The 22,197-nt window shown below is 50.9% G+C and carries 16 protein-coding genes, 1 tRNA gene and 3 pseudogenes; 13 read left to right on the top strand and 7 right to left on the bottom strand.

The window, feature by feature from the left end; translation table 11 throughout:
- Nucleotides 1-12 precede the first annotated feature (12 nt).
- The gene (locus ACM1PF_RS04125; RefSeq protein WP_416672517.1) at nt 13-2,448 is read right to left on the bottom strand and encodes a glycoside hydrolase family 31 protein; all 2,436 of its coding nucleotides are present in this window, start codon (nt 2,446-2,448) and stop codon (nt 13-15) included.
- Nucleotides 2,449-2,870: 422 nt separating this feature from the next.
- On the opposite strand from ACM1PF_RS04125, the gene ACM1PF_RS04130 reads away from it, so the two are divergent.
- Together ACM1PF_RS04130 and ACM1PF_RS04135 are read left to right on the top strand one after the other, a co-directional pair.
- Entirely contained in the window at nt 2,871-3,368 is a 498-nt protein-coding gene (locus ACM1PF_RS04130; RefSeq protein ID WP_416672519.1) for a hypothetical protein, read from the top strand.
- Entirely contained in the window at nt 3,338-4,309 is a 972-nt protein-coding gene (locus tag ACM1PF_RS04135; protein ID WP_416672521.1) for a hypothetical protein, read from the top strand. The genes ACM1PF_RS04130 and ACM1PF_RS04135 overlap by 31 nt, the downstream gene beginning before the upstream one ends.
- A gap of 58 nt (nt 4,310-4,367) precedes the next feature.
- On the opposite strand, the gene ACM1PF_RS04140 is transcribed toward ACM1PF_RS04135, so the two are convergent.
- Nucleotides 4,368-5,456: a phosphotransacetylase family protein gene (locus ACM1PF_RS04140; RefSeq protein WP_416672522.1), complete on the bottom strand. Its 1,089-nt coding sequence runs from the start codon at nt 5,454-5,456 to the stop codon at nt 4,368-4,370.
- A gap of 276 nt (nt 5,457-5,732) precedes the next feature.
- Between ACM1PF_RS04140 and ACM1PF_RS04145 the strand changes: the two genes are divergently transcribed.
- Together ACM1PF_RS04145 and ACM1PF_RS04150 are read left to right on the top strand one after the other, a co-directional pair.
- Nucleotides 5,733-5,918 (top strand): hypothetical protein, encoded by a 186-nt coding sequence (locus ACM1PF_RS04145; protein ID WP_416672524.1) that lies wholly within the window; start codon nt 5,733-5,735, stop codon nt 5,916-5,918.
- A 127-nt stretch (nt 5,919-6,045) separates the two neighbouring features.
- Nucleotides 6,046-7,896: a DUF3352 domain-containing protein gene (locus ACM1PF_RS04150; RefSeq protein ID WP_416672526.1), complete on the top strand. Its 1,851-nt coding sequence runs from the start codon at nt 6,046-6,048 to the stop codon at nt 7,894-7,896.
- 130 nt (nt 7,897-8,026) lie between these two features.
- Here ACM1PF_RS04150 and ACM1PF_RS04155 read toward each other — a convergent pair whose 3' ends face one another.
- Together ACM1PF_RS04155 and ACM1PF_RS04160 are read right to left on the bottom strand one after the other, a co-directional pair.
- A complete protein-coding gene (locus ACM1PF_RS04155) occupies nt 8,027-9,766 on the bottom strand; it encodes a CapA family protein (protein WP_416672528.1) in 1,740 nt (579 codons plus the stop codon).
- A 103-nt stretch (nt 9,767-9,869) separates the two neighbouring features.
- A complete protein-coding gene (locus ACM1PF_RS04160) occupies nt 9,870-10,037 on the bottom strand; it encodes a hypothetical protein (RefSeq protein WP_416672530.1) in 168 nt (55 codons plus the stop codon).
- Here ACM1PF_RS04160 and ACM1PF_RS04165 point away from each other — a divergent pair.
- From ACM1PF_RS04165 to ACM1PF_RS04180, 4 genes are all read left to right on the top strand, one after another.
- On the top strand, nt 10,036-10,932 hold the full coding sequence (locus tag ACM1PF_RS04165) for an aspartoacylase (protein WP_416672532.1): 897 nt from the start codon (nt 10,036-10,038) through the stop codon (nt 10,930-10,932). The two genes, ACM1PF_RS04160 and ACM1PF_RS04165, sit on opposite strands and share 2 nt — an antisense overlap.
- Before the next feature lie 89 nt (nt 10,933-11,021).
- Nucleotides 11,022-11,093: transfer RNA gene (locus ACM1PF_RS04170), tRNA-Gly, on the top strand.
- 179 nt (nt 11,094-11,272) lie between these two features.
- Nucleotides 11,273-12,457 carry an Arm DNA-binding domain-containing protein gene (locus ACM1PF_RS04175; protein WP_416672534.1) on the top strand — a complete coding sequence of 395 codons (1,185 nt, stop codon included), beginning with the start codon at nt 11,273-11,275 and terminating at the stop codon, nt 12,455-12,457.
- Nucleotides 12,458-13,428: 971 nt separating this feature from the next.
- A protein-coding gene (locus tag ACM1PF_RS04180; RefSeq protein ID WP_416668472.1) for an IS630 family transposase occupies nt 13,429-14,567 on the top strand; the annotation gives its coding sequence in 2 pieces (ribosomal slippage) (nt 13,429-13,864 and nt 13,864-14,567; 1,140 coding nt in all).
- Nucleotides 14,568-14,575: 8 nt separating this feature from the next.
- Here the strand turns inward: ACM1PF_RS04180 and ACM1PF_RS04185 are convergent.
- Nucleotides 14,576-14,725 (bottom strand): annotated as a pseudogene (locus ACM1PF_RS04185) (DNA adenine methylase); the annotation flags it as partial.
- 227 nt (nt 14,726-14,952) lie between these two features.
- Between ACM1PF_RS04185 and ACM1PF_RS04190 the strand changes: the two are divergent.
- The gene (locus ACM1PF_RS04190; RefSeq protein WP_416666324.1) at nt 14,953-15,345 is read left to right on the top strand and encodes a helix-turn-helix domain-containing protein; all 393 of its coding nucleotides are present in this window, start codon (nt 14,953-14,955) and stop codon (nt 15,343-15,345) included.
- Nucleotides 15,333-15,899, top strand: a complete 567-nt coding sequence (locus ACM1PF_RS04195; protein ID WP_416666323.1) for an IS630 family transposase — start codon at nt 15,333-15,335, stop codon at nt 15,897-15,899. Before ACM1PF_RS04190 ends, ACM1PF_RS04195 begins: the two co-directional genes overlap by 13 nt.
- An 11-nt stretch (nt 15,900-15,910) precedes the next feature.
- Here the strand turns inward: ACM1PF_RS04195 and ACM1PF_RS04200 are convergent.
- Nucleotides 15,911-16,069 (bottom strand): annotated as a pseudogene (locus ACM1PF_RS04200) (DNA adenine methylase); the annotation flags it as partial.
- A gap of 175 nt (nt 16,070-16,244) precedes the next feature.
- Here ACM1PF_RS04200 and ACM1PF_RS04205 point away from each other — a divergent pair.
- Both ACM1PF_RS04205 and ACM1PF_RS04210 read left to right on the top strand, forming a co-directional pair.
- A pseudogene (locus ACM1PF_RS04205) lies at nt 16,245-17,758 on the top strand (hydantoinase/oxoprolinase family protein); the annotation flags it as partial.
- Nucleotides 17,759-17,839: 81 nt separating this feature from the next.
- Nucleotides 17,840-20,071, top strand: a complete 2,232-nt coding sequence (locus tag ACM1PF_RS04210; protein WP_416676556.1) for a hydantoinase B/oxoprolinase family protein — start codon at nt 17,840-17,842, stop codon at nt 20,069-20,071.
- Here ACM1PF_RS04210 and ACM1PF_RS04215 read toward each other — a convergent pair.
- Nucleotides 20,057-20,683, bottom strand: a complete 627-nt coding sequence (locus ACM1PF_RS04215; RefSeq protein WP_416672536.1) for a PadR family transcriptional regulator — start codon at nt 20,681-20,683, stop codon at nt 20,057-20,059. The genes ACM1PF_RS04210 and ACM1PF_RS04215 overlap by 15 nt on opposite strands.
- 91 nt (nt 20,684-20,774) lie before the next feature.
- Here ACM1PF_RS04215 and ACM1PF_RS04220 point away from each other — a divergent pair, with 91 nt between their 5' ends.
- Nucleotides 20,775-22,169, top strand: a complete 1,395-nt coding sequence (locus ACM1PF_RS04220) for an efflux RND transporter periplasmic adaptor subunit (RefSeq protein WP_416672537.1) — start codon at nt 20,775-20,777, stop codon at nt 22,167-22,169.
- Nucleotides 22,170-22,197 lie beyond the last annotated feature (28 nt).

Consider the following 22,197-nt stretch of genomic DNA (forward strand, 5'->3'; position numbering starts at 1 on the left):
ATAGATAGGGAATTATTCGGCGCATTCCAGGCAAATCCGTTCAAAAATTCCACAGGTTATCTGCATTCCCTGCCCAGGAATGCCCTGCGCCCCATCTACCCACGCCTGCTGTACAGAGAGTCCATGAACCTGCAATTGCACCGAGGCATAGGCAAATGCATAATCCCCTTCCTTATCCCAGTACAGTTCTAAGATTTGATCCCGCCGGCTGAAGGAAAAGCGATCGATCCGAAATTCCCCCTCTCCATCCCCAGCATCGCTATAGAGGTAGCCCTGTCCTTCACCCGATGAGGACGGATAGAGATGGAGGGTTAACTGCTGTTGCTCCAGATCCTCCATCGGCAATACACTGCCTGCTTTCACCAACACGGGCATCTGTTCCAGGGGCGCATCTACCTCAATCGTCCTGCCGCCCGAAATCCTGTGATCATTCCAAAAGTTGTACCATTCTCCATCTGGCAAAGTCACCGATCGGTTCCGGTGTCCTTCTCCCAATACGGGACACACCAACAACGCATCCCCTAAACAAAATGCATCATCAATGTCTCGCAGGGTGCGATCGCCCCAATCCAACCAGAACAGGGATCGCACCGGAGGATACCCCTTCTGACTGGCTTCCCAGGCCAGGGTATAAAGATAGGGCATTAGTTGATAACGAAGTTGGAGATAAGAGCGGATAATGCTCAGGTATGGCTCTCCGTAAGCCCAGGGGGTACGGGGCTGAACGCTAGTGGAACTGTGGGTACGATAGAACATTAAAAACGTTGCCATCTGAAACCAGCGTAGATACAGCTCTGGCGATGGATTGCCCTGAAACCCACCAATATCTGGCCCAGTGAAGGGAATCCCCGATAAGCCCAGGCCAATCACCGTGGCGATCGTCTGCCGCATGGCTGCCCAGGTGCAGATGGTATCTCCCGTCCACGTCCAGGCATAGCGTTGGAGTCCAGCCCAACCCGATCGAGACACAATAAACGGTCGCTGGTTCGGACGATAGCGACGCAAACTTTCATAGCCTGCCCTGGCTTCCAGGAAACCGTACACATTATGCGCTTCTCGATGATCGCCCCTTCGCCCTTCCAGACAGTGCTGGGCCACACTGGGCAGAGTATGATCGCCCCACAGGACAAACGCCGCCGGTTCGTTCATATCGTGCCAAAATCCCGTAATCCCCACATCCAGCAGATAGGCATACTGACGGCTCCACCAGTCCCTGACCTTAGGATTGGTAAAGTCGGGAAACACCATTCGTCCCGCCCACACGGGAGCCACCACTAACGCTCCATCAGGATAGGTGCAGAACGCTTCCAGCACGCATCCCTCCAGAAACAAATTACTCTGGCGACTGTATTTAATGCCCGGATTGTTAATCGCAATGCAGCGAACCCCCTGTTTGATGAGTTCCTGAGTAAACCGACTGACCTGGGGAAAGCGTTGGGGATCCAGGGTAAAGGGTCGGTGATCCGCCTGACAGTCAATATCAAAGTGAATTGCGCTCAGGGGCAGATCGTGCGCTTGAAATTCCTCCACTTCTTGCCGAATGGCCGCTTCAGTCCGATAGCCCCAGCGAGACTGGTGATAGCCCAGGGCCCAGCGGGCAGGCATGGGGGGTCGTCCGGTCAACTGAGTGTAACGCTCCAGCAAATGCGCCGGTTCACCCGTTGTCAGGTAATACCGCAGGGAACCTCCCTCAAAGTCAGCCGTCGCCCGCTCGGCAAAGGTAAACTCGGCCCGAAAGGAGTTTTCATAGAAAACAAGGTAGCTACCTGCCTGATGGAATCCCAGGTAGACCGGGATGCAGATGTACATCGGATCGGTTCCAGGTGGATAGCGTCCCCCCGGATCATAGTTCCACATTCGGTAAGTTTTGACCGATCGAGTGGCATCCTGAACCGTTCGTAAATTCAGCGAACTCGCCCGCTCGCCTAACCCATAGATTTGCTCATCGGGCATTAAGTCAGCCTGATGAATCCATCGTTCCCCCTGACGTTGCGGCGATCGCTCCTTTCTGAGCATCTTTCCAGCCGCATCAACCACCGTCAGCCCCCCTTCAGGACTCACCGTCATCTGCATCGCTTCACTGGCGATCGTCCAACCCTCCGACGTTTGCTTCAGCGTGGTTTCAACAGGTTCCCATTCCTGTTCCACCAGGGCATAGGGGATAGGGGGCAAGCCAGGTCGCCAGTTAATTCGCACCAGATCGGCCAGCAGAAAATCGATTTCCAGTTCGGCCTGTTCAAAGCGAAACTGTCCCCCCTGCTCGGTTGCCACCGCTTCCAGTAACCTTCCAGGAGAAATTAAGGAGCCAGATTTAGCTCGATCGCGGAAGTTCGATTCAGCTCGATCGCGCCTCAGGGAGTACAAAAATGAATCGGGAATGTAGCGTAAAAAAAAGACAGATTTGAACAAAAAATTAATCCATAGCAAGAATGATCTGATGAATTTCATGGGATACAGCTTGTCCAATCTATCTACATTTCTTTCCCACATCTCGAACCGATCGCTCTTGATGCAGTAAGGATTTTGATAGGATCTCCCTATCATGGGATCCTGGTTAACTGACAGATGCGTTCAGATGCTTTTGACCAACAGGTTAGCGAGGCACTTAACTTCCTGCGTCCCCTAAAAGAAGGACACTTTTAGCGTGTGCCAGCGAATGAAACCAGAAAACTCAGCCATTGACCGCAGCAAGCCACTCCTGAAACCTTTCTGAATGCCTCTCTAGGTTGATTTGTTCTTCACTAAAAATCGGTATTTTAGGAATAAAGGTATTTGAGATCACGTTAATCGATCAAGATAATCAATGCAGTTATAAGACTTTGCCTGCGCAGAAACCTTGTCTTTACAGGAACTTATCCTTAGCCGAGCTCATGCAATCTCTTCCGATTTCTCTCACCATAACGGACATCCTGGCAGCATTTGGCCGAATGCCCCGTTACATCACTGCGCTAGACTCTGCCACCGTTGCCCTCAAATCCCTCGCTAAATCTCTGCATGGTAAAGATCTGCCTCCGGAAGGTGCCCCTCCCCAGGCTAAAGCTCTTGCAGGAGAAGCCCTCAGCCATCTGCCTGAACCCATTATTGAACCCTTATCGACCTGGGCGGGTTGGTTCAATGCTTCGCCCCCTAACATTGTCGATGATGTGCGATCGGAAACCATGTCCCGCTGGGTGTTGAGCCAATATCCCCGTCGCCGCTACCCTGCCGCTATGATTGGATCTTGCAATGGAGCAGCCGTCCATCTGGGGACAGCCCTGGGGATTCCCTGGTTGCCGCAAACGCTCCTGGTCTGCCTGCAACACGCTGGCGATCCTGATGACCCAATTCAGGCAATGGAATGGGCAGGGAACCCGTTCAACGCTTACTGAGGAATAATCCTGATCTCGCTGTGTACCAGTTGCATGACCCAAATCAGGATCGGCTCAAGGTGCCCCGCGTGATTTATTTTCGATTGAAGCGGACTCGTCTGGGTGCTACCTACCGACAGTTTCTCAGAGAGAATTTGGAACCGGGCGCGACCCTGTTTGTGCTGGACTGTCAGTATCAGTGGTTGTCTACTCAAGTGAGCGATCGCCACATTTTCCAGTTTGGCGGAACCGGACACCTGACCCCCGAAGAGTATTTTCAGGACAGCCCGCAGATCCACGAGTTTTTGCAGCGCAACGGCTCCTCCCATCAAACCTGGAATCCCCCGGCTCCCGATGGTTGGTTCTCGGAATCAGAATGGGGATTTGATCCCGCCTTAGGGGAAGACATAGAAGCCTTTGCCGAGGAATCCGGCTTTAAAGTGCAGCGCATCACCTTTGATCATCCCCAGGATTTGAGTCCCATGGTGGCAAACCTGTACCGATGGTGGTATCAACAGCGCAACTTGCCCAGCGATCGGCTGTTTGTCGAGTCGTTTGTCTACCTGCAACCCTGGTGGGCATTGCGTTTAGGGTTTGTTCCCTTTTGGACGGTCTTTAACGATCAAACCTCCGCTACCAAGCTGGATCGCTACCTGAGCGGGGTCAAACCCTATCAGGAAATCTATGCCAATTTGTTCTCCAACGGGCTGAAATCCCTGGGATTGGCTCCGATCGAACAGTGGCGATCGATTCTCGATCGAGCAGAGCAACGCGGAGAATTTCTGGGCGTAAATCAGCAAACCTACCCCGGTGATCTGGCTTCGTTCTCTAGCCACTATACTGCCCTGAAACAGTTTGAGGGCAAGCGATACGAGATTCCGGCACCGCTCACCCTCGATCAATTCAACACCTTTCTGGCTCAACATGCTGAAACCCATGAAGCCGTTCAGCTTTTGACCTAACTCCCGATCGACTCTGGCACAGTTAACAACGAGCGATCGTGTTTAAGTTGCTCCTGGGTCAGGCTGTGGCCACTGGCTCCAACCCTAACTTAGTCAGTAGCCGATCGATATTAAAACCGTTGGCCATCATTTGGTTCATCGTCTGTACCTTAATTGGTTCATGGACGCGAACCTGTCCAAACGTACGATCGATAATTTCCACCGTCGTTAAGGTATCCAGATCAACGGAAAGAATCGGGATCTCCAGATCCTCCGCTCGGCTCAATACAGCCGGACTGGGCGGCATATGTCCGGTCAAAATCAGGCACTGGGTCGAAGTCTCCAACGCTGCTAGCTGAATATCGGTTCGATCGCCTCCAGTGACAACAGCCATGTTATGCCCCTTCCGGAAATATTCCAGGGCAGAATTCACATTCATCGCCCCAATTTTCAGGCTTTCCACCATCAATTCCATCCGATCGGGACGACAGAGAATTTCCGCATTCAACTGATGCACCAGCTCCCCAACGCTGACGCTGCGCAGAATATCGCTTCGCGGCAAAATTCCTAAAACTTCAATTCCCCGCTGCTCCAAAAAGGGCTTCACCTGAGTTTCCACCGTTTCCATATGTTCCGGTGCCACATCGTTGATCAAAACCCCGATCAGACAATCGCCTAGTTTTTGCCGGGCAGCAACCAACCCATCCACCGCTAATCCGGAATGATATCGGCTGACCAGCACCACCGAGGCGGACGTTGCCTGGGCCATCAGAGGTAAGGACAGATCAAACAGGAGTCCTTCATCTAAGGTGCCAGTTCCCTCCAGCAGGATTAAATCTCCCCTGGAGACTTGCAGATGTTCTTGCAGTTTCTCAACATAGTTTGTTTGATCAACCCCACAAATTCGATCGGTAATAGTGGATTCATCCAGGGATAACAGGGTCGGCAGCAGCCAGTTCTCATTCAAGTCCAGAGTACGGGCAATAAACCGGACATCTTCATCCAGGTTGTCCGCAGTCGATTCACTCAGACAAGTGCCGAGCGGCTTGCCATAGGACAGCTCAACGCCTTTCTCCTTGAGTTGATGCGCCATGCCCAAGATCACGGCGGATTTACCACTGTAGGCTTCCGATGAACCAATTAACAAACACTTTGCGGACTTTGGCACGCCCTCACTCCTGAACTCAATATTAGGTAAGCGTCTTTTTCATTTTATTGATCTTGTTTCACTTATCTTCACCGATAGGTCATAAGATTTTGCAAAATTTATTCTAAAAATCAGTGTTTAGAGGGGAACTGCCAACAAGTATTACGGGGCCCCGCCTTAACTTGCGGCATTCAGAAAAATCTTAGTCAAAACGTTAGCAAACCCGTTGTACCTAAATTTTTTGTCGATCGTCTGTCTCAAAGGACACCATCTTTATCCTGTGGGAGTATCCCAATATTGCATTTCCATAAGCAATATCTCCCTGGCGGGCAAAAGGACTGCACGACGGCAATGGCTGAATGGACATTATCTGAATGGACATCATTATGGCTACTCTCCGATAGCGAGCAGGGGAATCTCAAACAAATTTGTCCAGAAACCCGATCGATCGTCTATATTCAATCAGTTAGATTCGGCGCATAGATTCAGCTTAATCAATTCGGTTTATAAGATCCGGTGGATCTGGTAGATCTGGGCCATCGATCCAGCTATATTATTCAGCGTTATCGCAACCGCACCGCAACCGATCGCACCTATGGAGCGTTAACCCATGAAAGCAACGTGGAAGAAACAATCGACCCTGATCGCCGCTGGCACTGCGGTCGGTTTGATGGCAGGTGGAGCCGCGGCATGGTGGCTCTTGGGGCAACATACGCCCATTGCCGAATTACCCAGTGGAGCAGATGTATTACCGGAAAACACCGCAGTGAGTTTGTCGGTTTCAACCGATGCTGGGCAGTGGCGACGGTTACGGCAGTATGGCTCTGATCAGGCGCAGGGAACCTTTGATCAACAGCTTGTCACTTGGCGCGATCGGCTATTTTACGAGAACGGACTGGATTATCGGCAGCATATTCAGCCCTGGGTTGGGGAAGAAATTACCGTTGCATTTCTCAATCCCGACTTTTCAGAGAATGCGGATCAGGAAATCCTGCCCTATCGTCTGCCCAATGCGGCCGAGTACGATCGCGCTGCGGTGATGATCATGCCGATCGCCAATACCAACCGGGCCCAAGCCTTCTGGAGTCAGCCAACGGTGCGGGAAGGGCAGGACTGGGCCAATCGGGAGTACAAAGGCATCAAAATCCGTGAGGTGCATGGACAGGAACGGCTGGACTATGCCCTGGCCAAGCTGGACGATCGCTTTCTGGTGGCTTCTGGAGATCCGCGCTCGGTCGAACAGGTGATTGAAACCTTCCGGGGAGAAACAGCCGTCGCGCGCAATGCTGACTATGGCAAGGCATTTAGCCAACTGCGGGAAACGGTGAGCAATCCGTTCATGCGTCTCTATATCAACGTCCCTGCTGCTAGGGAATTTACCGCCACGAACACCAACCAGCCCATTCCCCCCCAGCTGTTGACCCTGCTGCAAAATAATCAGGGATTGGCCTCCGCCATGACCCTGGAGGCAGATGGCCTGCGCTTTCGAGGCGTAAGCTGGCTGGCGGCCAATAGTCGGACTCGCCTCAAGGTGGCCAATGCAGCCGATCGCATGCCCGTTTTACTGCCCCAGGAGTCCGTATTCATGACCTCAGGGGATGACTTTCAGCAGTTCTGGCAAACCTATAGCCAATCCGCCGAGGAGCAAGCCCAGCAGGTATCCCAGGTTGCCCTTCGCAATCAAGCCTTCAGCCCGGATACGATCCAGCGCACCTTTAATAACCTGACAGGATTGGATTGGGAGCAGGACATTATTCCCTGGACGGGCGGCGAGTATGCCCTATCCCTCCTGTCTGCCCCTGCAACGGATGGAACCAGCCCCACCTCAGGGCTACTATTCCTGCTTCAGGTGAGCGATCGATCCAAGGCAGAGACCGCACTGGAGCAGCTCGATCTGGCGATGCAGGAGCGAAATGGCTGGCAGGTGCAGGAAACAGAGGTGGAGGGACAATCCGTAACCCGATGGACTTCTCCTCCCTTCGGGGCATTCACCCTGACTCGCGGTTGGCTGGAGGGAGATGTGATGTTTCTCGCGTTAGGAACAGGTGACAATTTCAGTGCGGTAGAAGCCATTCTTCCTGCCCCCGCCCTTTCATTAACGAATAACGATTTGTTCCGCACGGCCACCACCACCGATCTCAGACCCAACAGCGGTCACGTCTTCCTGGCGATCGACTCTCTACTGAACCCCGATATCAACCTGCCTGTTCCCGTCTTTTCTCCTAGCCGGGGAACATTAGGCAACCTACAGGCGATCGGCTTGACTACAGCAGTTCAGGACAATCGCACCACTCGTCATGATGCCCGCATTCTGTTACCTCGCGGCAATACCTCCCCCGGAACCCTGCCCCCGCCAGGTACACCCCTCTCCCCCCCGCAGCCAATCCAGCCTCCCCATCCGAGGCACCTGAAGACGGGGCTGAGTAGGAAATGCTGCTCAACTAAAACTCTTGTAGGGTAGGACTGAAACTCTTGTGGGGTGGGACTGAGACTCTTGTGGGGTGGGCATCTTGCCCGCCCAGTCACCCCAGCAGACTGATTGACAGGTGAGTTTAATTCACGATCGTATCCGTTACCCCATCCGTTGCCACCTATTCAGCCTCATTGATCATAATTTCACCATCATTGCCAATTAACAGCGGCGTGACCGGAAAATCACTTTCGATCAGGTTGCGAATCAGGCTCACGCTGCGAAAATTGTCATCCACAAAGGGAACGCCGCGATTGTCTAACCGAACGGGAATAATCTTGCCGGAAATGAACCGACCATCGGCCGCGAGTTCCGTTTCCAGGATCAGCGAATCCCCCAGCACGCCATCCGTGGAAAGGGTACGGTAGCCCATGAAGTTGCCCAGGGAGTAGGCAATCAGGCGGCTTTTGTACAATTCGATCGCTCTGGGAACGTGGGGGCCATCGCCCAACACCAGATCGGCTCCCTGATCAATTACGGCGCGGGAAAACTCCACCATGTTGCCGCGATTTTCGCCAAAGAAAAACTCAGTTTCGTTGCGTGTGCGAATGGCATCACTGCCCTCTGCCCCAGCATGGACTGAAATCACGACGATACTCGCCTGCTGTTTGGCTTCATCGACCAACGCTCTGGCCAGATCCAGTTCGTGGACTGAATTGTGATCAGAAAAATAGCTGAAGCCAATGAACGCCACCGTTACGTCATTGACAGTGCGATAAACAATTTGCCCGCGCCGACCGACAGCCTGCATTCCTGCCTTTTCAATATGGGCGATCGTATCTTCAAAGCCCTGATCATCAAAATCAAAGGAGTGATTATTGGCCACGCTCAACACATCAAACCCGACGGATTTGAGCAGATCGGCGTAGTGGGGCGGAGTCCGAAAGGCAAAGGTCTGCCCCCGGCTGGTGTCCTTTGGGGTATAAGCATAGTCGGTCAACGTACTTTCAAAGTTGCCAAACAGAATATCGGTCTCACCAAAAAAGTCCTTCACACCATCAAACAGCCAGTTGCCGTCCTGGTCGGGCAGGCGATCGCTGGGATAATTGGTTCCCGGAATGATATCACCAACGGATTTGATCGTGATCGTCGTTTCAGCGATCGGCGCAACTTCGGAAACGGTTTGCGCTGGTTCAGAAACCGGAATGGCGGGGGACGTTGCATCAGAAATTGGCTCAACTCCAGCTTCTGTTCCCTCCGATTCAACACTTGCAGGGTCAGAGGCGGATGAACTGGGGGTGAGGGCGATCGTCTGTTCAGGAGGGGATCCGATTCCGTTCTGGGAAGAGCCTGCAACCGAATCAGCTGACCACAACTGGGTGAAGGAATTGGCGAGCAGATGCCAGTTCATACCCAGGATCAGTCCAGCGAGGAAGGCGATGGGGGTAGTGAAGCGGCGACGATGGGTTGGGGGAGTCGGGAGTGGGGAATGGGGAGTCGGGAGTCGGGAGTTCTCCTGCGGAGACACTCCGCGAACGGGAGTGGGGGGTTGGGGGTCGGGAGGGAGGGGGTCAGGAGGGAGGGGAGGGGAGGAAGGGGTTGGGAAGACAGGATGAGCGCGCGCGCGGGAGGGAGGGGTAAGCGTTATTTTTTTAGTCCAGGTGGGAAGGGATTGTCCGGCTTTGCGGCCGTAGATCTGGATGGTGTGGATAGAATCAGGATTGAGCCGCGCGACTCCGGCTTGCACGATCGCAACGAGTTGACGATCGGGAACTGGCTCGGCTTGTAGCAGCACATGCAGACAGTCTGCTTCACGAATGGCCTGAACCTTTACACCTTTGGGTTCAAATGCCTGATGCAGTAGATGGGCGATCGCCTGGGCATCTCCTTGACGGGCAGCCTCCAACACAGTCAGACTCATCGGTTAAACCTCCCCTAAACCTCACACCATCGGTCGAACTGACTCAATAATAGACCTGATTCAAAAATTTCTCACTGATGAGAGAAAATTGGTCATCTAACTTCTACAATTGAACCTCCCAGGACAGTGCATCAGGAAGCCTGCCTGCCAGGGATATTACACTGGTGATGTGACTCAAGTGTCCATGCAGCGATCGCTGAAGACGATTCCCGCCTTTTGTAATAGTAATCACTTCAGTGGGCTGAAGGTGCTCTAGAGGATGAAGTAGCATGAGTGAAATCAAACGAGTGTTAATTGTGGGTGGAACGCACGGGAATGAATTAATTGGGGTTTACACCAATAGACGGTTTGAACAAAATCCCGATTTAATTCGTAGACCCCACCTGGAAGTGCTGACATTGTTTGGGAATCCTCAGGCGATCGCCGCAAATACACGCTATATCGACGAAGATTTGAATCGTTGTTTTGCCGCTCCAATCGCAGAACCCTCAACTCATTTGAACTATGAAATGCAGCGAGTTGCAGCCATTCGCAATGAATTTGGGCCATCAGGACGAACGCCGGTAGACTTTATTATCGACCAGCATGGCACTACCTCAAATGCTGGCTTGATGCTCATTCTGGATCAGCTTGATGCTTTTACCCTTAACCTGGCTGCCTATTTGAGCACGCTTCAACCTGAAATTAAAGTCTACAGCTCTACGAATTCGGGGCGAAAGCAAGATTCGCTGCGATCGATCGCCCCCTATCGAATTGGCATTGAAGTCGGCCCGGTGGCCCACGGAACGCTTCATGCAGAGTTATTTCAAAATAATCAAGCATTAATCTACGCGATTTTAGATTATTTAGAACAGTACAACTGCGACAACGGTACTGTTCATCAATCCGCGTTAACGCTTTATCAATACGTTGGCAAAGTAGACTATCCCAAAGATGAAACGGGTGCAGTTTTAGCGATGATTCATCCTCACCTTCAGTTCAAAGATTATCAGCCATTGAATCCAGGGGATCCGATGCTTCTCACCTTTGATGGAGAAACGATCGCATACCAGGGAGACTCAACGGTTTACCCCGTTTTTATCAATGAAGCAGCCTATTACGAGAAAGGGATTGCCATGTGTTTGACTCAAAAACAGCACATTCATCTGGATGCCCCTTTGCCCTAAATACCCTTGGTACGGCTTGTTACAAGTGCTTTGCAGATGGCGATAGATGCGCTATCCTTGGATACACCATGAGGTAAGTTTGCATTTGTGCGGGTGTAGTTCAGTGGTAGAACGTCAGCTTCCCAAGCTGAATGTCGTGGGTTCGAGTCCCATCATCCGCTTTGATTCTAAAACCCTTGAAATTATTAGGTTCCAAGGGTTTCGCCGTTTCTGAAAAGCAAGCCGGATGGTAAAAATTCAGTACGCTTGATCTAAAGTTTAGGTATCTTTGGGGTAATTTTGGTGCTTTATTGGGGTAAGATTGGGGTAGAAATAAAGCGTTTACCCCAAGGGATCTTCAATGTACTCCAAGCAGAATCAAAGCAAGGCTTCTAAGGGATCTGTTCAAATTAAAACTTCTAATGGTCGCTTACAGTTAGTCTTCAGCTATGGGGGAAAGCGACACTACCTTTCGATGGGCTTAGACGATAACCCTCAGAACCGAAAACTGGCAGAAATGAAGGCTCGGACGATCGAGCTAGATATCCTTTCTGGTCATTTTGAAGGGGTAGAGAAATATAAGCCTAAGTCAACACTGAGTACAGTTGAGGCAGTTACCCCAATCTCTACCCCAAAACCGAATTTGGCTGAATTGTGGGAGAAGTTTGTGGAATACAAGCGTCCTCAGTGTTCTCCAAACACGATGAAGTATATGTATGGGGTCTATACTAACTATCTTCAGAAATTGCCAACTCATGAACTAGACCATGCAAATGAGATTAGGGATTATATTTTGCAAAATATTCCGCTTGATTCAGGAAAACGCTTTATTACTCGTTTGTCTGCCTGTTGTGATTGGTCAATGAAAGCCGGGATGATATCCGAGAATCCATTTAACGGAATGGCAGCAGAAATTAAACTCCCTAAGTCTCGTAACGCAGATGATGATATCAATCCTTTTACTAAAGAAGAAAAGGATGCCATTGTTCAAGCACTTGAAACGGATCAATTTTGCCCCAAAGCATCAGGGTTTAAGCACAGCCGCTATGCTCCGCTAATCAAGTTTCTTTTTAATACTGGTTGTAGACCGTCTGAAGCGATCGCTCTTCAATGGAAGCACATTTCCAATGACTTTAGGCAAATTGCATTTGAGCAGGTGATGATTGCAACGGATAGCGGCAAGAAAATTAGACCAGGCTTGAAAACCCAGGAACGTAGAAAATTTCCCTGTAATGACTCTCTTCAAGATCTACTCCGGTTCATTAAGCCAGAGGGTTGTTTGCCAGAGTTATTGGTATTTCCGTCCCCTGAAGGTGGCTATATTGATCTCAACAATTTTCGTAATCGTACCTGGAAAACAGTTCTAAAAGGATTAGGGATTGAGTATCGCAAGCTGTACCAGACTCGTCATACCTTCATTACTCTTGCATTAGAAACTGGCAAACTAGATGCTAAAGACGTAGCCCGATTAGTAGGAAACTCTCCAGAGGTGATCTATCGTCACTATGCAGGAAATAAACGAGAGTTATTTGTTCCTGAGTTCTAGAACAGTAGGAACATATGTACTTAACTCAAAACCTTAGTTTGTTATTCAGACAAACCAAGGTTTTTTAGTTTGCTTGGCGTGAGGCGTACGCCAAAAGCCAATGGCAAACATGGAATTTTCCTTAACAATGTGTGTTGAATGTGCAAAACTCTAATCTAACTAAACAACTGAAGCTTAAAACATAGCAGCACTGGGCAGGTTTTAATCTCAGAAAACATACGTTTCGCTTTACGTTTCGCGTTTGGCATCCCTAACTGCCACAAAACTTACTCAAAAATAGCCAAAATCTCTTCCTTTTTCTGAGAGTTGGTCTACGATAAATACCAAGAAACAGGGATGCAAAGAAATTAGTTTTCATTGCCCTGGCTATCTCAAGACTAAAACCTCTGCAAGTAGCTAAATTTCGCCGTTTAGCTACCTGTACAAGAGGTTCTTGTTTCATCTAACTTGCTTGACGGCTAAGTTTCTCAGGCTCTCCGTCAGCAAACCGATACCCCCACAGGAGGAATATCAAATCAGTGAATATGACTGAAACGAATCAGAGTATATCTGCAAATTGCCTACTCGAACAGGGTAATTGCCCAGAAAAGTTGCTACATCTTCTAGGAGAGGTAGCAAGTATGAGGGTTGCAGACTTGTAAATAAACATGACGCGGCTGCAATCTTGGGAGTGAGTCCTGAAACCCTGAAGAAGTATCGGTTGCAAAAAAATTCAACTTTGGTTGAAGGTATCCACTACCACATCTGGAATAGTCGAACAATCCGCTATAACCCAGATCTGATTGCTGATTGGGGATTGAACCGCAAAACTCCAGAGAGGCATCAACATGCAATCGAAGTCTACCTAGTGTGACTTCACCGAAGCTGTTGTGCAATTGGTGAGAGCAGAAGTTACGCTAGTAGATTGTCAGCCTTGATTTGAAGGGTAAATGGATTGATAATTTGAGCTATCTCCAATCAGTCAAACCATTATGGCGCGAAAAAAATACATCGTTTCTCTAACTGCTGAAGAACGAAAAGAGTTGGAGCAACTCACTACAACTGGCAAAGTTGCTGCTTACAAAATGAACCATGCACGGATTTTGCTCAAAGCCGACACCAACCAAGAAGATGGAGGATGGACGGATCAAGCAATTAGCCAAGCACTCGACATCAGTGTAGCGACGATTGAACGGGTGCGGCAACGCTTTGTTGAAACAGGTCTAGAGAGTGCCTTGAGTCGGCAAGTGCAGCAACAACGCAAACCGCGCCGCCTCGATGGATCCCAAGAAGCACATCTGATTGCGATGACCTGTAGTGAGCCTCCCGAAGGACAAGCCCGTTGGAGTCTGCGCTTGTTAGCTGAGCGAATGGTGGAATTAGAGGTGGTCGAAAGCATCTGCCATGAAACCGTTCGACAAACGCTGAAAAAAACGACCTCAAGCCCTGGTTGAAAGAATGCTGGGTGATTCCTCCCGAGTCCAATGCGACGTTTGTCTACTACATGGAAGATATCTTAAGTGTCTACACCCGCTCTTACGACTCACGCTATCCCGTAGTTTGTTTTGACGAAACCAGCAAACAGTTAGTCAAGGAAACCCAAGTCCCTTTACCGATTGAACCGGGTCAACCGCCGCGCTATGACTACGAGTATGAACGAAACGGGGTCAACAATCTGTTCATGTTCGTTGAGCCCTTAGCGGGTTGGAGACATGTCCAAGTCACAGACCGGCGCACCAAGCACGATTATGCCCAGCAAATGAAATACTTGGTCGACGAGCGTTATCCGGATGCGGAGTGGGTCACGGTTGTCCAAGACCAACTCAACACTCATGACCCTTCGGCATTGTATGCCACCTTTGAACCCCAAGAAGCCAAGCGGATCCTCGATAAGTTGGAATTTCATTACACCCCGGTTCACGGCAGTTGGCTCAATATGGCTGAAACTGAACTCAGTGTTTTAGCCCGCCAATGTCTAGATCGCCGCATTCCAGATCAACCGTCATTGCAACAAGAAACACTAGCGTGGGAGCAGCGCAGGAATGCTCAACTGCGAACCATCGATTGGCAATTTACCACGGAAGATGCACGGGTTAAACTCAAACGACTTTACCCTTCATTTCAACCTTGACAGACCACTAGTTCAGAAAGATTATTAATAGGTTCTTCTACTGCAATCTTAAGTTCCTCTCTTGAAAATGGTGTTAACCCAATTGCTCTAATAAGCTCCTCTTGATTATCTCGAAGAACTCGAAAAAAATTTACGACTTCTCCATCAATATCGTTATACAGCACTTTCGAGGTATATGAGGTACACTTAAAAGGAGATTAGAGGTATCAAGAATCCCGATGAAAGCCTACTCCGTTGATTTGAGAGAAAAAATAGTTAATGCTTATGAGAGAGGCGATACTTCAATTAGAAAAGTAGCCACTCAGTTTGGCGTTGCGAAAAGCTACAGCACTTTCGAGGTATATGAGGTACACTTAAAAGGAGATTAGAGGTATCAAGAATCCCGATGAAAGCCTACTCCGTTGATTTGAGAGAAAAAATAGTTAATGCTTATGAGAGAGGCGATACTTCAATTAGAAAAGTAGCCACTCAGTTTGGCGTTGCGAAAAGCTATGTCCAAAAGCTGCTCCTCCTTAAGAAAACTCAGGGACACTTGGCACCCAAGAAGCAAGGTGGAACAATGAAGGGACAGTTAGATGAGTACGGTAGCGAATTAACTGCAATGGTACAAAGCCATCCTGACGCAACTTTAGCAGAATATTGCGAGTATTTTGGAGAGCAATACAACGTTTGGGTCTGTCGCAGTGTCATGTGCTGTGCCTTGCAAAAACAACAACTCACGCGAAAAAAAAGACCTTACGCAGCACTCAAGCGAACACAGAGCGGGTGCAAAAGCTGAGAGTAGAGTATTGGGAGAAGGTCAAACCCATCGAGGTAGAGAACCTGGTGTTTCTAGACGAGATGGGAGTTCTACTCGGGTTGACCCGTACCCATGCTAGAAGCAATCGAGGCGATAGAGCGTATGACTTTAAGCCCTACTATCGAGGTGAAAAGGTGAGTGTGATTGGGGGCATCAGTTGCAAGCAGGTGTTGGCTCTCATGACACTAGATGGTTCAGTCAATGGCGATGCCTTCAAAGTTTTTATCGAGCATTTCCTGCTGCCGCAGTTATGGGAGGGTGCAGTAGTGGTGATGGATAATTTGCCTGCTCATAAAGTTGAAGCAATCGAGCCTTTAATTGAATCAGTAGGTGCCAGTGTTTTGTATTTGTCGCCCTATTCTCCTGAATTTAATCCCATTGAGCATTGGTGGTCACAATTGAAAGCATTCCTGAGACTATTTTCTCCAACTACTGCATCTGGTGTGGATGGTTTAATCGGAATAGCACTTGAGTTAATGAATCCTGAACACCTCAAAAATTGGTTTACACATTGCTGCTACTGTACCTCATAAACCCCGAATCCGCTGTAGGTTTCAACTGGTGACGGCTTTCTGTTCAATAAGACAGCTGCTGAACCGCCAAACGGGTCACAGTAATGAGTTGCATCTGGCAGTAAAGGCAGAAGCCAGTTCAAATGATTAAATTTTCCACCATACCAACCAAAAGCAATGACTTTGCCCATTTGCCTGTCCATACTGACCCTGGACGAATAGTATACACGAACCAGTGCCTTTGGGATTGGAAAGAGCTAACAACTTTACTAGAGAGGGTGACCATATGCTATCGATGCAAATTAGCCTTTCGATCTGACGAGTAACATTAAACTCATAAGTAAGTGTGTCATGCGGGAAAGTGGAATGAGTACAGCCCAAACTGGACAGTGGCAATTTTGGATCGATCGCGGCGGTACCTTTACCGACATTGTGGCGCAGCGACCGGATGGCCAGTTGGTGCTGCATAAGTTGCTGTCTGAAAATCCAGAACGGTATCAGGATGCGCCATTGCAGGGGATTCGAGATTTGCTGGGTGTTGCGACGGATGAGCCGATTCCCGCCGAACAGATTGCAGTGGTCAAAATGGGAACGACGGTGGCGACGAATGCCCTACTGGAACGCAAAGGCGATCGCACTGTCCTCGTCATTACAAAAGGCTTTCGGGATGCCCTCCGCATCGGCTATCAGAACCGTCCCGATATTTTTGCGCGACACATCATCCTGCCGGAGATGCTCTATGAGCAGGTGATTGAGGTAGAAGAACGCTACAGTGCCCAGGGAGAGGAATTGTCGCCCCTGGCAGAAGCTCCCCTCCAGGAATCCCTGCAAGCCGCCTACGATGCCGGAATTCGATCCTGTGCGATCGTTTTCCTGCACGGCTATCGCTATCACCACCACGAACAGCAGGCTGCGGAACTGGCAAAGGCGATCGGCTTTACTCAAATCTCCGTATCCCATCAAGTCAGCCCCCTGATGAAGCTAATCAGCCGAGGCGATACCACCGTCGTCGATGCCTACCTCTCCCCCATCCTGCGGCGATACGTCGATCGGATTGCCTCTGAATTAGGTATTGCATCTCCCTCCCCCCAACCTCTAAGGGCTACGCCCACGCTCCAAGAACTCTCCTCTCCTCTCTCCTCTCTCCTCTCTCCTCTCTCTCCCACCCTCCTGTTCATGCAGTCCAACGGCGGACTCACCGATGCTCACCTGTTCCAGGGAAAGGACAGTATCCTGTCGGGGCCGGCGGGGGGTGTGGTTGGAGCTGTGCAAGCCAGTGCCAGGGCTGGATTTGATAAAATTATCGGTTTTGATATGGGGGGGACTTCCACCGATGTCTCCCACTTTAACGGCACCTACGAACGCACCTTTGAAACCGAAGTGGCTGGGGTGCGGCTGCGGGCCCCGATGATGGCGATTCATACCGTCGCGGCGGGAGGAGGGTCAATTCTGGTGTTTGATGGATCCCGGTATCGAGTGGGGCAGAGTCAGCCGGAGCCAATCCAGGGCCAGCCTGCTACCGACGGGGTGGGCCGCTGACGGTGACGGATTGTAATGTCATGGTGGGAAAACTGCATCCGGAATTCTTCCCCCAGGTGTTTGGACTGGACGGGAATTTGCCCTTAGATGCGGAGGTCGTGAGGCAAAAATTTGCCGAATTGGCAGCAGAAATTCAGGCAAAAACCAGGGATGCTCGATCGCCGGAACAGGTTGCTGCTGGTTTTTTAGCCATCGCAGTGGATAACATGGCGAATGCGATTAAGAAAATTTCAGTTCAGCAGGGGCACGACGTTTCAGAATATACCCTGTGCTGCTTTGGGGGAGCTGGGGGACAACACGCCTGTTTAATTGCTGAATCCTTAGGGATCAAACAAATTTTCCTCCATCCCTATGCTGGTGTGCTGTCTGCCTACGGAATGGGTTTAGCCGATCTGCGATCGCTGCGAGAATTGGCGATCGAAATGCAATTATCCAGCGAAGCGATACCCGAATTACAAACAAAATTGAATCAACTCAGTACAGAAGCCAAACAGGAAATCCAACAGCAGGGACTCTCAGATTCACAAGTTGAAGTTCAACAGAGCGTATACCTGCGTTACCAGGGAACCGATTCATCGCTGTTAGTCAATGCGAACACGCCAGCAGCAATGAAAGCCGAGTTTGAACACCTGCACGAACAACGATACGGCTTCACCATGCCCGGCAAGCCCCTGATCATTGAAGCCATTGCCGTAGAAGCGATCGGCAAAATGTCCATTCCTGAAGAACCCACTCTCCAGCGGCAAACTAATCACCCCCCCGAACCGATCGCCACCGTATCAATGTACACCCACGACTCCTGGCATTCCACCCCCGTCTACCAGCGCACCGATCTCCAACCCGGAGACACGATCCCCGGCCCCGCGATCTTAGTTGAACCCACCGGAACCAACATCATCGAACCTGGATGGATGGCAGAACTGAGCGATCGAGATCATCTGGTGTTAAGCAAGGGAGTCAGGAGTCAAAGTGACGCACCCACTCACCCATCCACTCACCCATCCACTGACTCAGTCCTCAGTCCTCAGTCCTCAGTCCTCCCTTCTCCCTCCTCCCCCGATCCCGTCCTCCTGGAAATCTTCAACAACCTGTTCATGGCGATCGCCGAGCAGATGGGGTTCACGCTGCAAAACACCAGTTACTCCGTCAACATTAAGGAACGGTTAGACTTCTCCTGCGCCATTTTCGATCGGCAGGGTCAACTGGTCGCCAACGCCCCCCACATTCCCGTTCACCTCGGCTCCATGAGTGAAAGCGTCCAAAGCCTGATCTCAGCTAAAGGGGACACCTTGAAACCGGGGGATGTCTACGTCCTCAATAATCCCTACAATGGCGGCACTCACTTGCCGGATGTCACGGTGATTACGCCTGTGTTTGTTGAGGTGGGCATTGCCCACCCTACTTCTACTCTCAGTCCTCAGTCCTCAGTCCTCAGTCCTCACCAGTCCTCACCCCTCTTCTACGTCGCCTCTCGCGGCCACCACGCCGACATTGGTGGAATTACCCCCGGTTCCATGCCGCCCAATAGCACCTCGATCGAGCAGGAAGGCGTATTGATTGATCATTTTCAACTGGTGGATCAGGGTGAGTTTCGGGAAGCAGAACTGCTGGAATTGCTGACTTCTGCCCCTTACCCGGTACGAAATCCCACTCAGAATATTGCTGACCTGCAAGCGCAGATTGCGGCCAACGAAAAGGGCGTACAGGAGTTGCAAAAAATGGTGGCACACTACGGCTTGGAAAGGGTGCAAGCCTATATGCAGCATGTTCAGGATAATGCGGAAGAGTCGGTGCGGCGGGTGATTGATGTCTTGAAAGATGGTCAGTTTACCTATCCTGCTGATGATGGCAGCCAAATTCAGGTGAAGATTACCATCGATCGCCTCAATCGCAGGGCCACGATCGACTTTACGGGAACCTCTCCCCAGCAGGCGACGAACTTTAATGCCCCCTCTGCGGTGTGTAAAGCGGCAGTCCTCTACGTGTTCCGAACTCTGGTAGATGATGCGATTCCGCTGAATGCAGGCTGTCTGAAGCCGTTGAATATTCTGATTCCAGAGGGCTGTATGCTGAATCCCCGCTATCCGGCAGCAGTGGTTGCAGGCAATGTGGAGGTGTCGCAGGCGGTGACGGATACGCTGTATGGTGCATTGGGCGTACTGGCAGGTTCCCAGGGTACGATGAATAACTTCACCTTTGGCAACGACCGCCACCAGTATTATGAAACGATTTGCGGTGGGTCGGGGGCAGGGGCAGAATTTGATGGAACGGATGCGGTACAGACCCATATGACGAATTCTCGCCTCACTGATCCAGAGGTGCTGGAATGGCGATTTCCAGTGCAGTTAGAGAGTTTTGAGATGCGAGCCAACAGCGGTGGATGGGGCAGGCATCGAGGCGGAAATGGCGTAATTCGGCGGATCAAATTCCTGGAACCGATGACGGCAGCAATCCTTTCCAGCCATCGTCAAGTCCCCCCCTTTGGCTTGGAGGGAGGAGAACCGGGAGCCGTCGGGCGGAACTATGTGGAGCGATCGCATGGGGCAGTTGAGCCGTTGGCAGGTAGGGCAGAGGTAGCGGTGAATCCGGAGGATGTGTTTGTGATCGAAACGCCAGGTGGGGGTGGATTTGGCCCCGGATCAGTTCAGACCTGAATCGGACTGGGGTATTTTCTCGATAAAAGCCAGAACCTCGTCGCACCAATCCAGCCAGGCAGTTTCATAGCGAATTCCGCGCCGCAGGGTGAGATAGCGAAACTGTTCTGCCAATTCAGGTTCCGGCAGGGATTGATATAGGGCTTCCCTTTCCTGATAAGCCGTCAGTTGATCCAGGTGCCTCTGGCGACGATAGTGGATTTCTTTGAGCAATTGCTGACGAGGGATATAAGGGCCCGCCAGCACCTTCACCAGCAAGTCTTCCCGAATTGGCGTTGGCTCGGTGGGGATTGTGAACCACTGCATCAACTCCTGCTGCCCTTGTTCAGTCAGGTGATAAATCTTTTTGTCGGGCTTACCCACCTGGGGCACGGTTTCAAACTGCACCCATCCCTGCTGCTCCATCTTGGCGAGTTCTCGATAGACCTGCTGCTGGCTCGCTGTCCAAAAACACCCAATTCCCTCATCAAACACCTTGCTCACGTCATAGCCGCTCCGGGGTTCGGAGGCCAGGATAACCAGAATGGTGTGAGCGATCGCCATAGCCGTAAAAATTTTTCCAAAAGAATTGACATACCCAATAAGTTGAGTATAGGCTATGAATCGATACACAACAAGTTGAATAAAATATTGTTGAATATAGATTTGTTGTATATCGCATTGTTTGATATCAACTCGATGGATATTGAGAGGATTTGCGATCATGAACTCCGATCCGGTTTCGCCTGAACAGTTCGCTCAACGTCCAGATCCGATTCCCACCGTTCCGCCCGCTCCACCTAAAGCCTTACCGCCTTCCCATTCCGCCCAAAGCCATCGCTGGAAGTTCTTTGGCATTGCCCTATTGTTAGGAGTGTCAGGCATCACGATCGCCCAGACTCAGTTCGCAACCACTGCCTCCGAGCCATCTGCTACGGTTCAGCCGTTATCTGTAGAGACGGTGCAACTGGAACCCGCCAGCAGCTACGAGGTAAGGCGCACCTATACCGGAGAAATTGTCGCTCGGCGCAGCAGTGATTTAGGGTTTGAGCAGTCTGGCACAGTGATTGAACTTTTGGTGAATGAGGGAGATCCGGTTGCAGCCAACCAGCCCCTCGCTCGGTTAGATACCCGCAGTTTGCAAGCCCAACGGCAACAGTTAATCGCCCAACGGGATCAGGCATTGGCACAGCTTCAGGAACTTCAGGTTGGGGCCCGTCCAGAAACGATCGCCGCTGCCCGGGCTGCCGTCGCCGATTTAGAACAGCAGGTTGCCCTGGCCCAATTGCAGAAAGCCCGCCGGGAAGGACTGTATCAGGAAGGCGCGATCGCCCGTGAAGATCTGGATCAGCAAACCTTTAACCTGGGTTCCCTACAAAATCGGCTGAACCAGGCGCAGAGCCAGTTGGATGAGTTATTAGCCGGAACGCGGCAGGAACAGGTGATGTCTCAGCAGGCAAACGTGAGACAGTTAGATGCCAGCCTCCAGGCGATCGAGATTGAGTTAGAAAAAAGCGTGTTGCGATCGCCCTTTAGCGGCAGAGTGAGCCAACGGTTAGTGGATGAAGGCGTGGTGGTCAGTGGGGGGCAGTCGGTGCTGCGGCTGGTGGAAGGGGGAGAACTGGAAGCCCGGATCGGAGTACCCGTAGATATGGCTAATCGTTTGACAATCGGCAGTCCGCAATCCGTTCAGGTCGGAAATCAATCCTATTCTGCTCAGATCACGGCTCTGCTCCCAGAGTTGGATACCAACACGCGCACGGTGACGATCGTTTTACAGTTCAATCCTGAATCGAATATTGCGATCGGCCAAACCGCTCAACTTCTCATTTCAGACACCCAACCGGAGGACGGATACTGGCTTCCGGCAACCGCACTAGTTCCCGGCGATCGGGGCTTGTGGTCAGTGTATGTGGTGAATGAAAACGATGCAGACGAAGCCGAAGGCAGCTATGTCGTAGCACGTCGGGATGTGGAAGTGCTCCACACTGAAGCCGAAGCTTCCCCTTCCCAAGAACAGCGGGTCTTTGTCCGAGGACTCCTACAACCCGGAGAAAGGGCGATCGTCAATGGCACCCACCGCATCGTCTCTGGTCAAACCGTCACCGTTTCCCCTTAAACCCTCTTGTAGGGTGGGTCTGGACTGC

Origin of the sequence: Egbenema bharatensis FJBBOT/2019 (assembly GCF_048077055.1) — a bacterium.
Taxonomy (GTDB): domain Bacteria; phylum Cyanobacteriota; class Cyanobacteriia; order Elainellales; family Elainellaceae; genus Egbenema; species Egbenema bharatensis.

Bases quoted from the DNA above. Each gene is read 5' to 3' on its own strand.
- ACM1PF_RS04125 (WP_416672517.1), bottom strand. From the start codon at position 2,448: ATGAAATTCATCAGATCATTCTTGCTATGGATTAATTTTTTGTTCAAA.
- ACM1PF_RS04130 (WP_416672519.1), top strand. From the start codon at position 2,871: ATGCAATCTCTTCCGATTTCTCTCACCATAACGGACATCCTGGCAGCA.
- ACM1PF_RS04135 (WP_416672521.1), top strand. From the start codon at position 3,338: ATGGGCAGGGAACCCGTTCAACGCTTACTGAGGAATAATCCTGATCTC.
- ACM1PF_RS04150 (WP_416672526.1), top strand. From the start codon at position 6,046: ATGAAAGCAACGTGGAAGAAACAATCGACCCTGATCGCCGCTGGCACT.
- ACM1PF_RS04155 (WP_416672528.1), bottom strand. From the start codon at position 9,766: ATGAGTCTGACTGTGTTGGAGGCTGCCCGTCAAGGAGATGCCCAGGCG.
- ACM1PF_RS04165 (WP_416672532.1), top strand. From the start codon at position 10,036: ATGAGTGAAATCAAACGAGTGTTAATTGTGGGTGGAACGCACGGGAAT.
- ACM1PF_RS04160 (WP_416672530.1), bottom strand. From the start codon at position 10,037: ATGCTACTTCATCCTCTAGAGCACCTTCAGCCCACTGAAGTGATTACT.
- ACM1PF_RS04175 (WP_416672534.1), top strand. From the start codon at position 11,273: ATGTACTCCAAGCAGAATCAAAGCAAGGCTTCTAAGGGATCTGTTCAA.
- ACM1PF_RS04190 (WP_416666324.1), top strand. From the start codon at position 14,953: ATGAAAGCCTACTCCGTTGATTTGAGAGAAAAAATAGTTAATGCTTAT.
- ACM1PF_RS04210 (WP_416676556.1), top strand. From the start codon at position 17,840: ATGCAATTATCCAGCGAAGCGATACCCGAATTACAAACAAAATTGAAT.
- ACM1PF_RS04220 (WP_416672537.1), top strand. From the start codon at position 20,775: ATGAACTCCGATCCGGTTTCGCCTGAACAGTTCGCTCAACGTCCAGAT.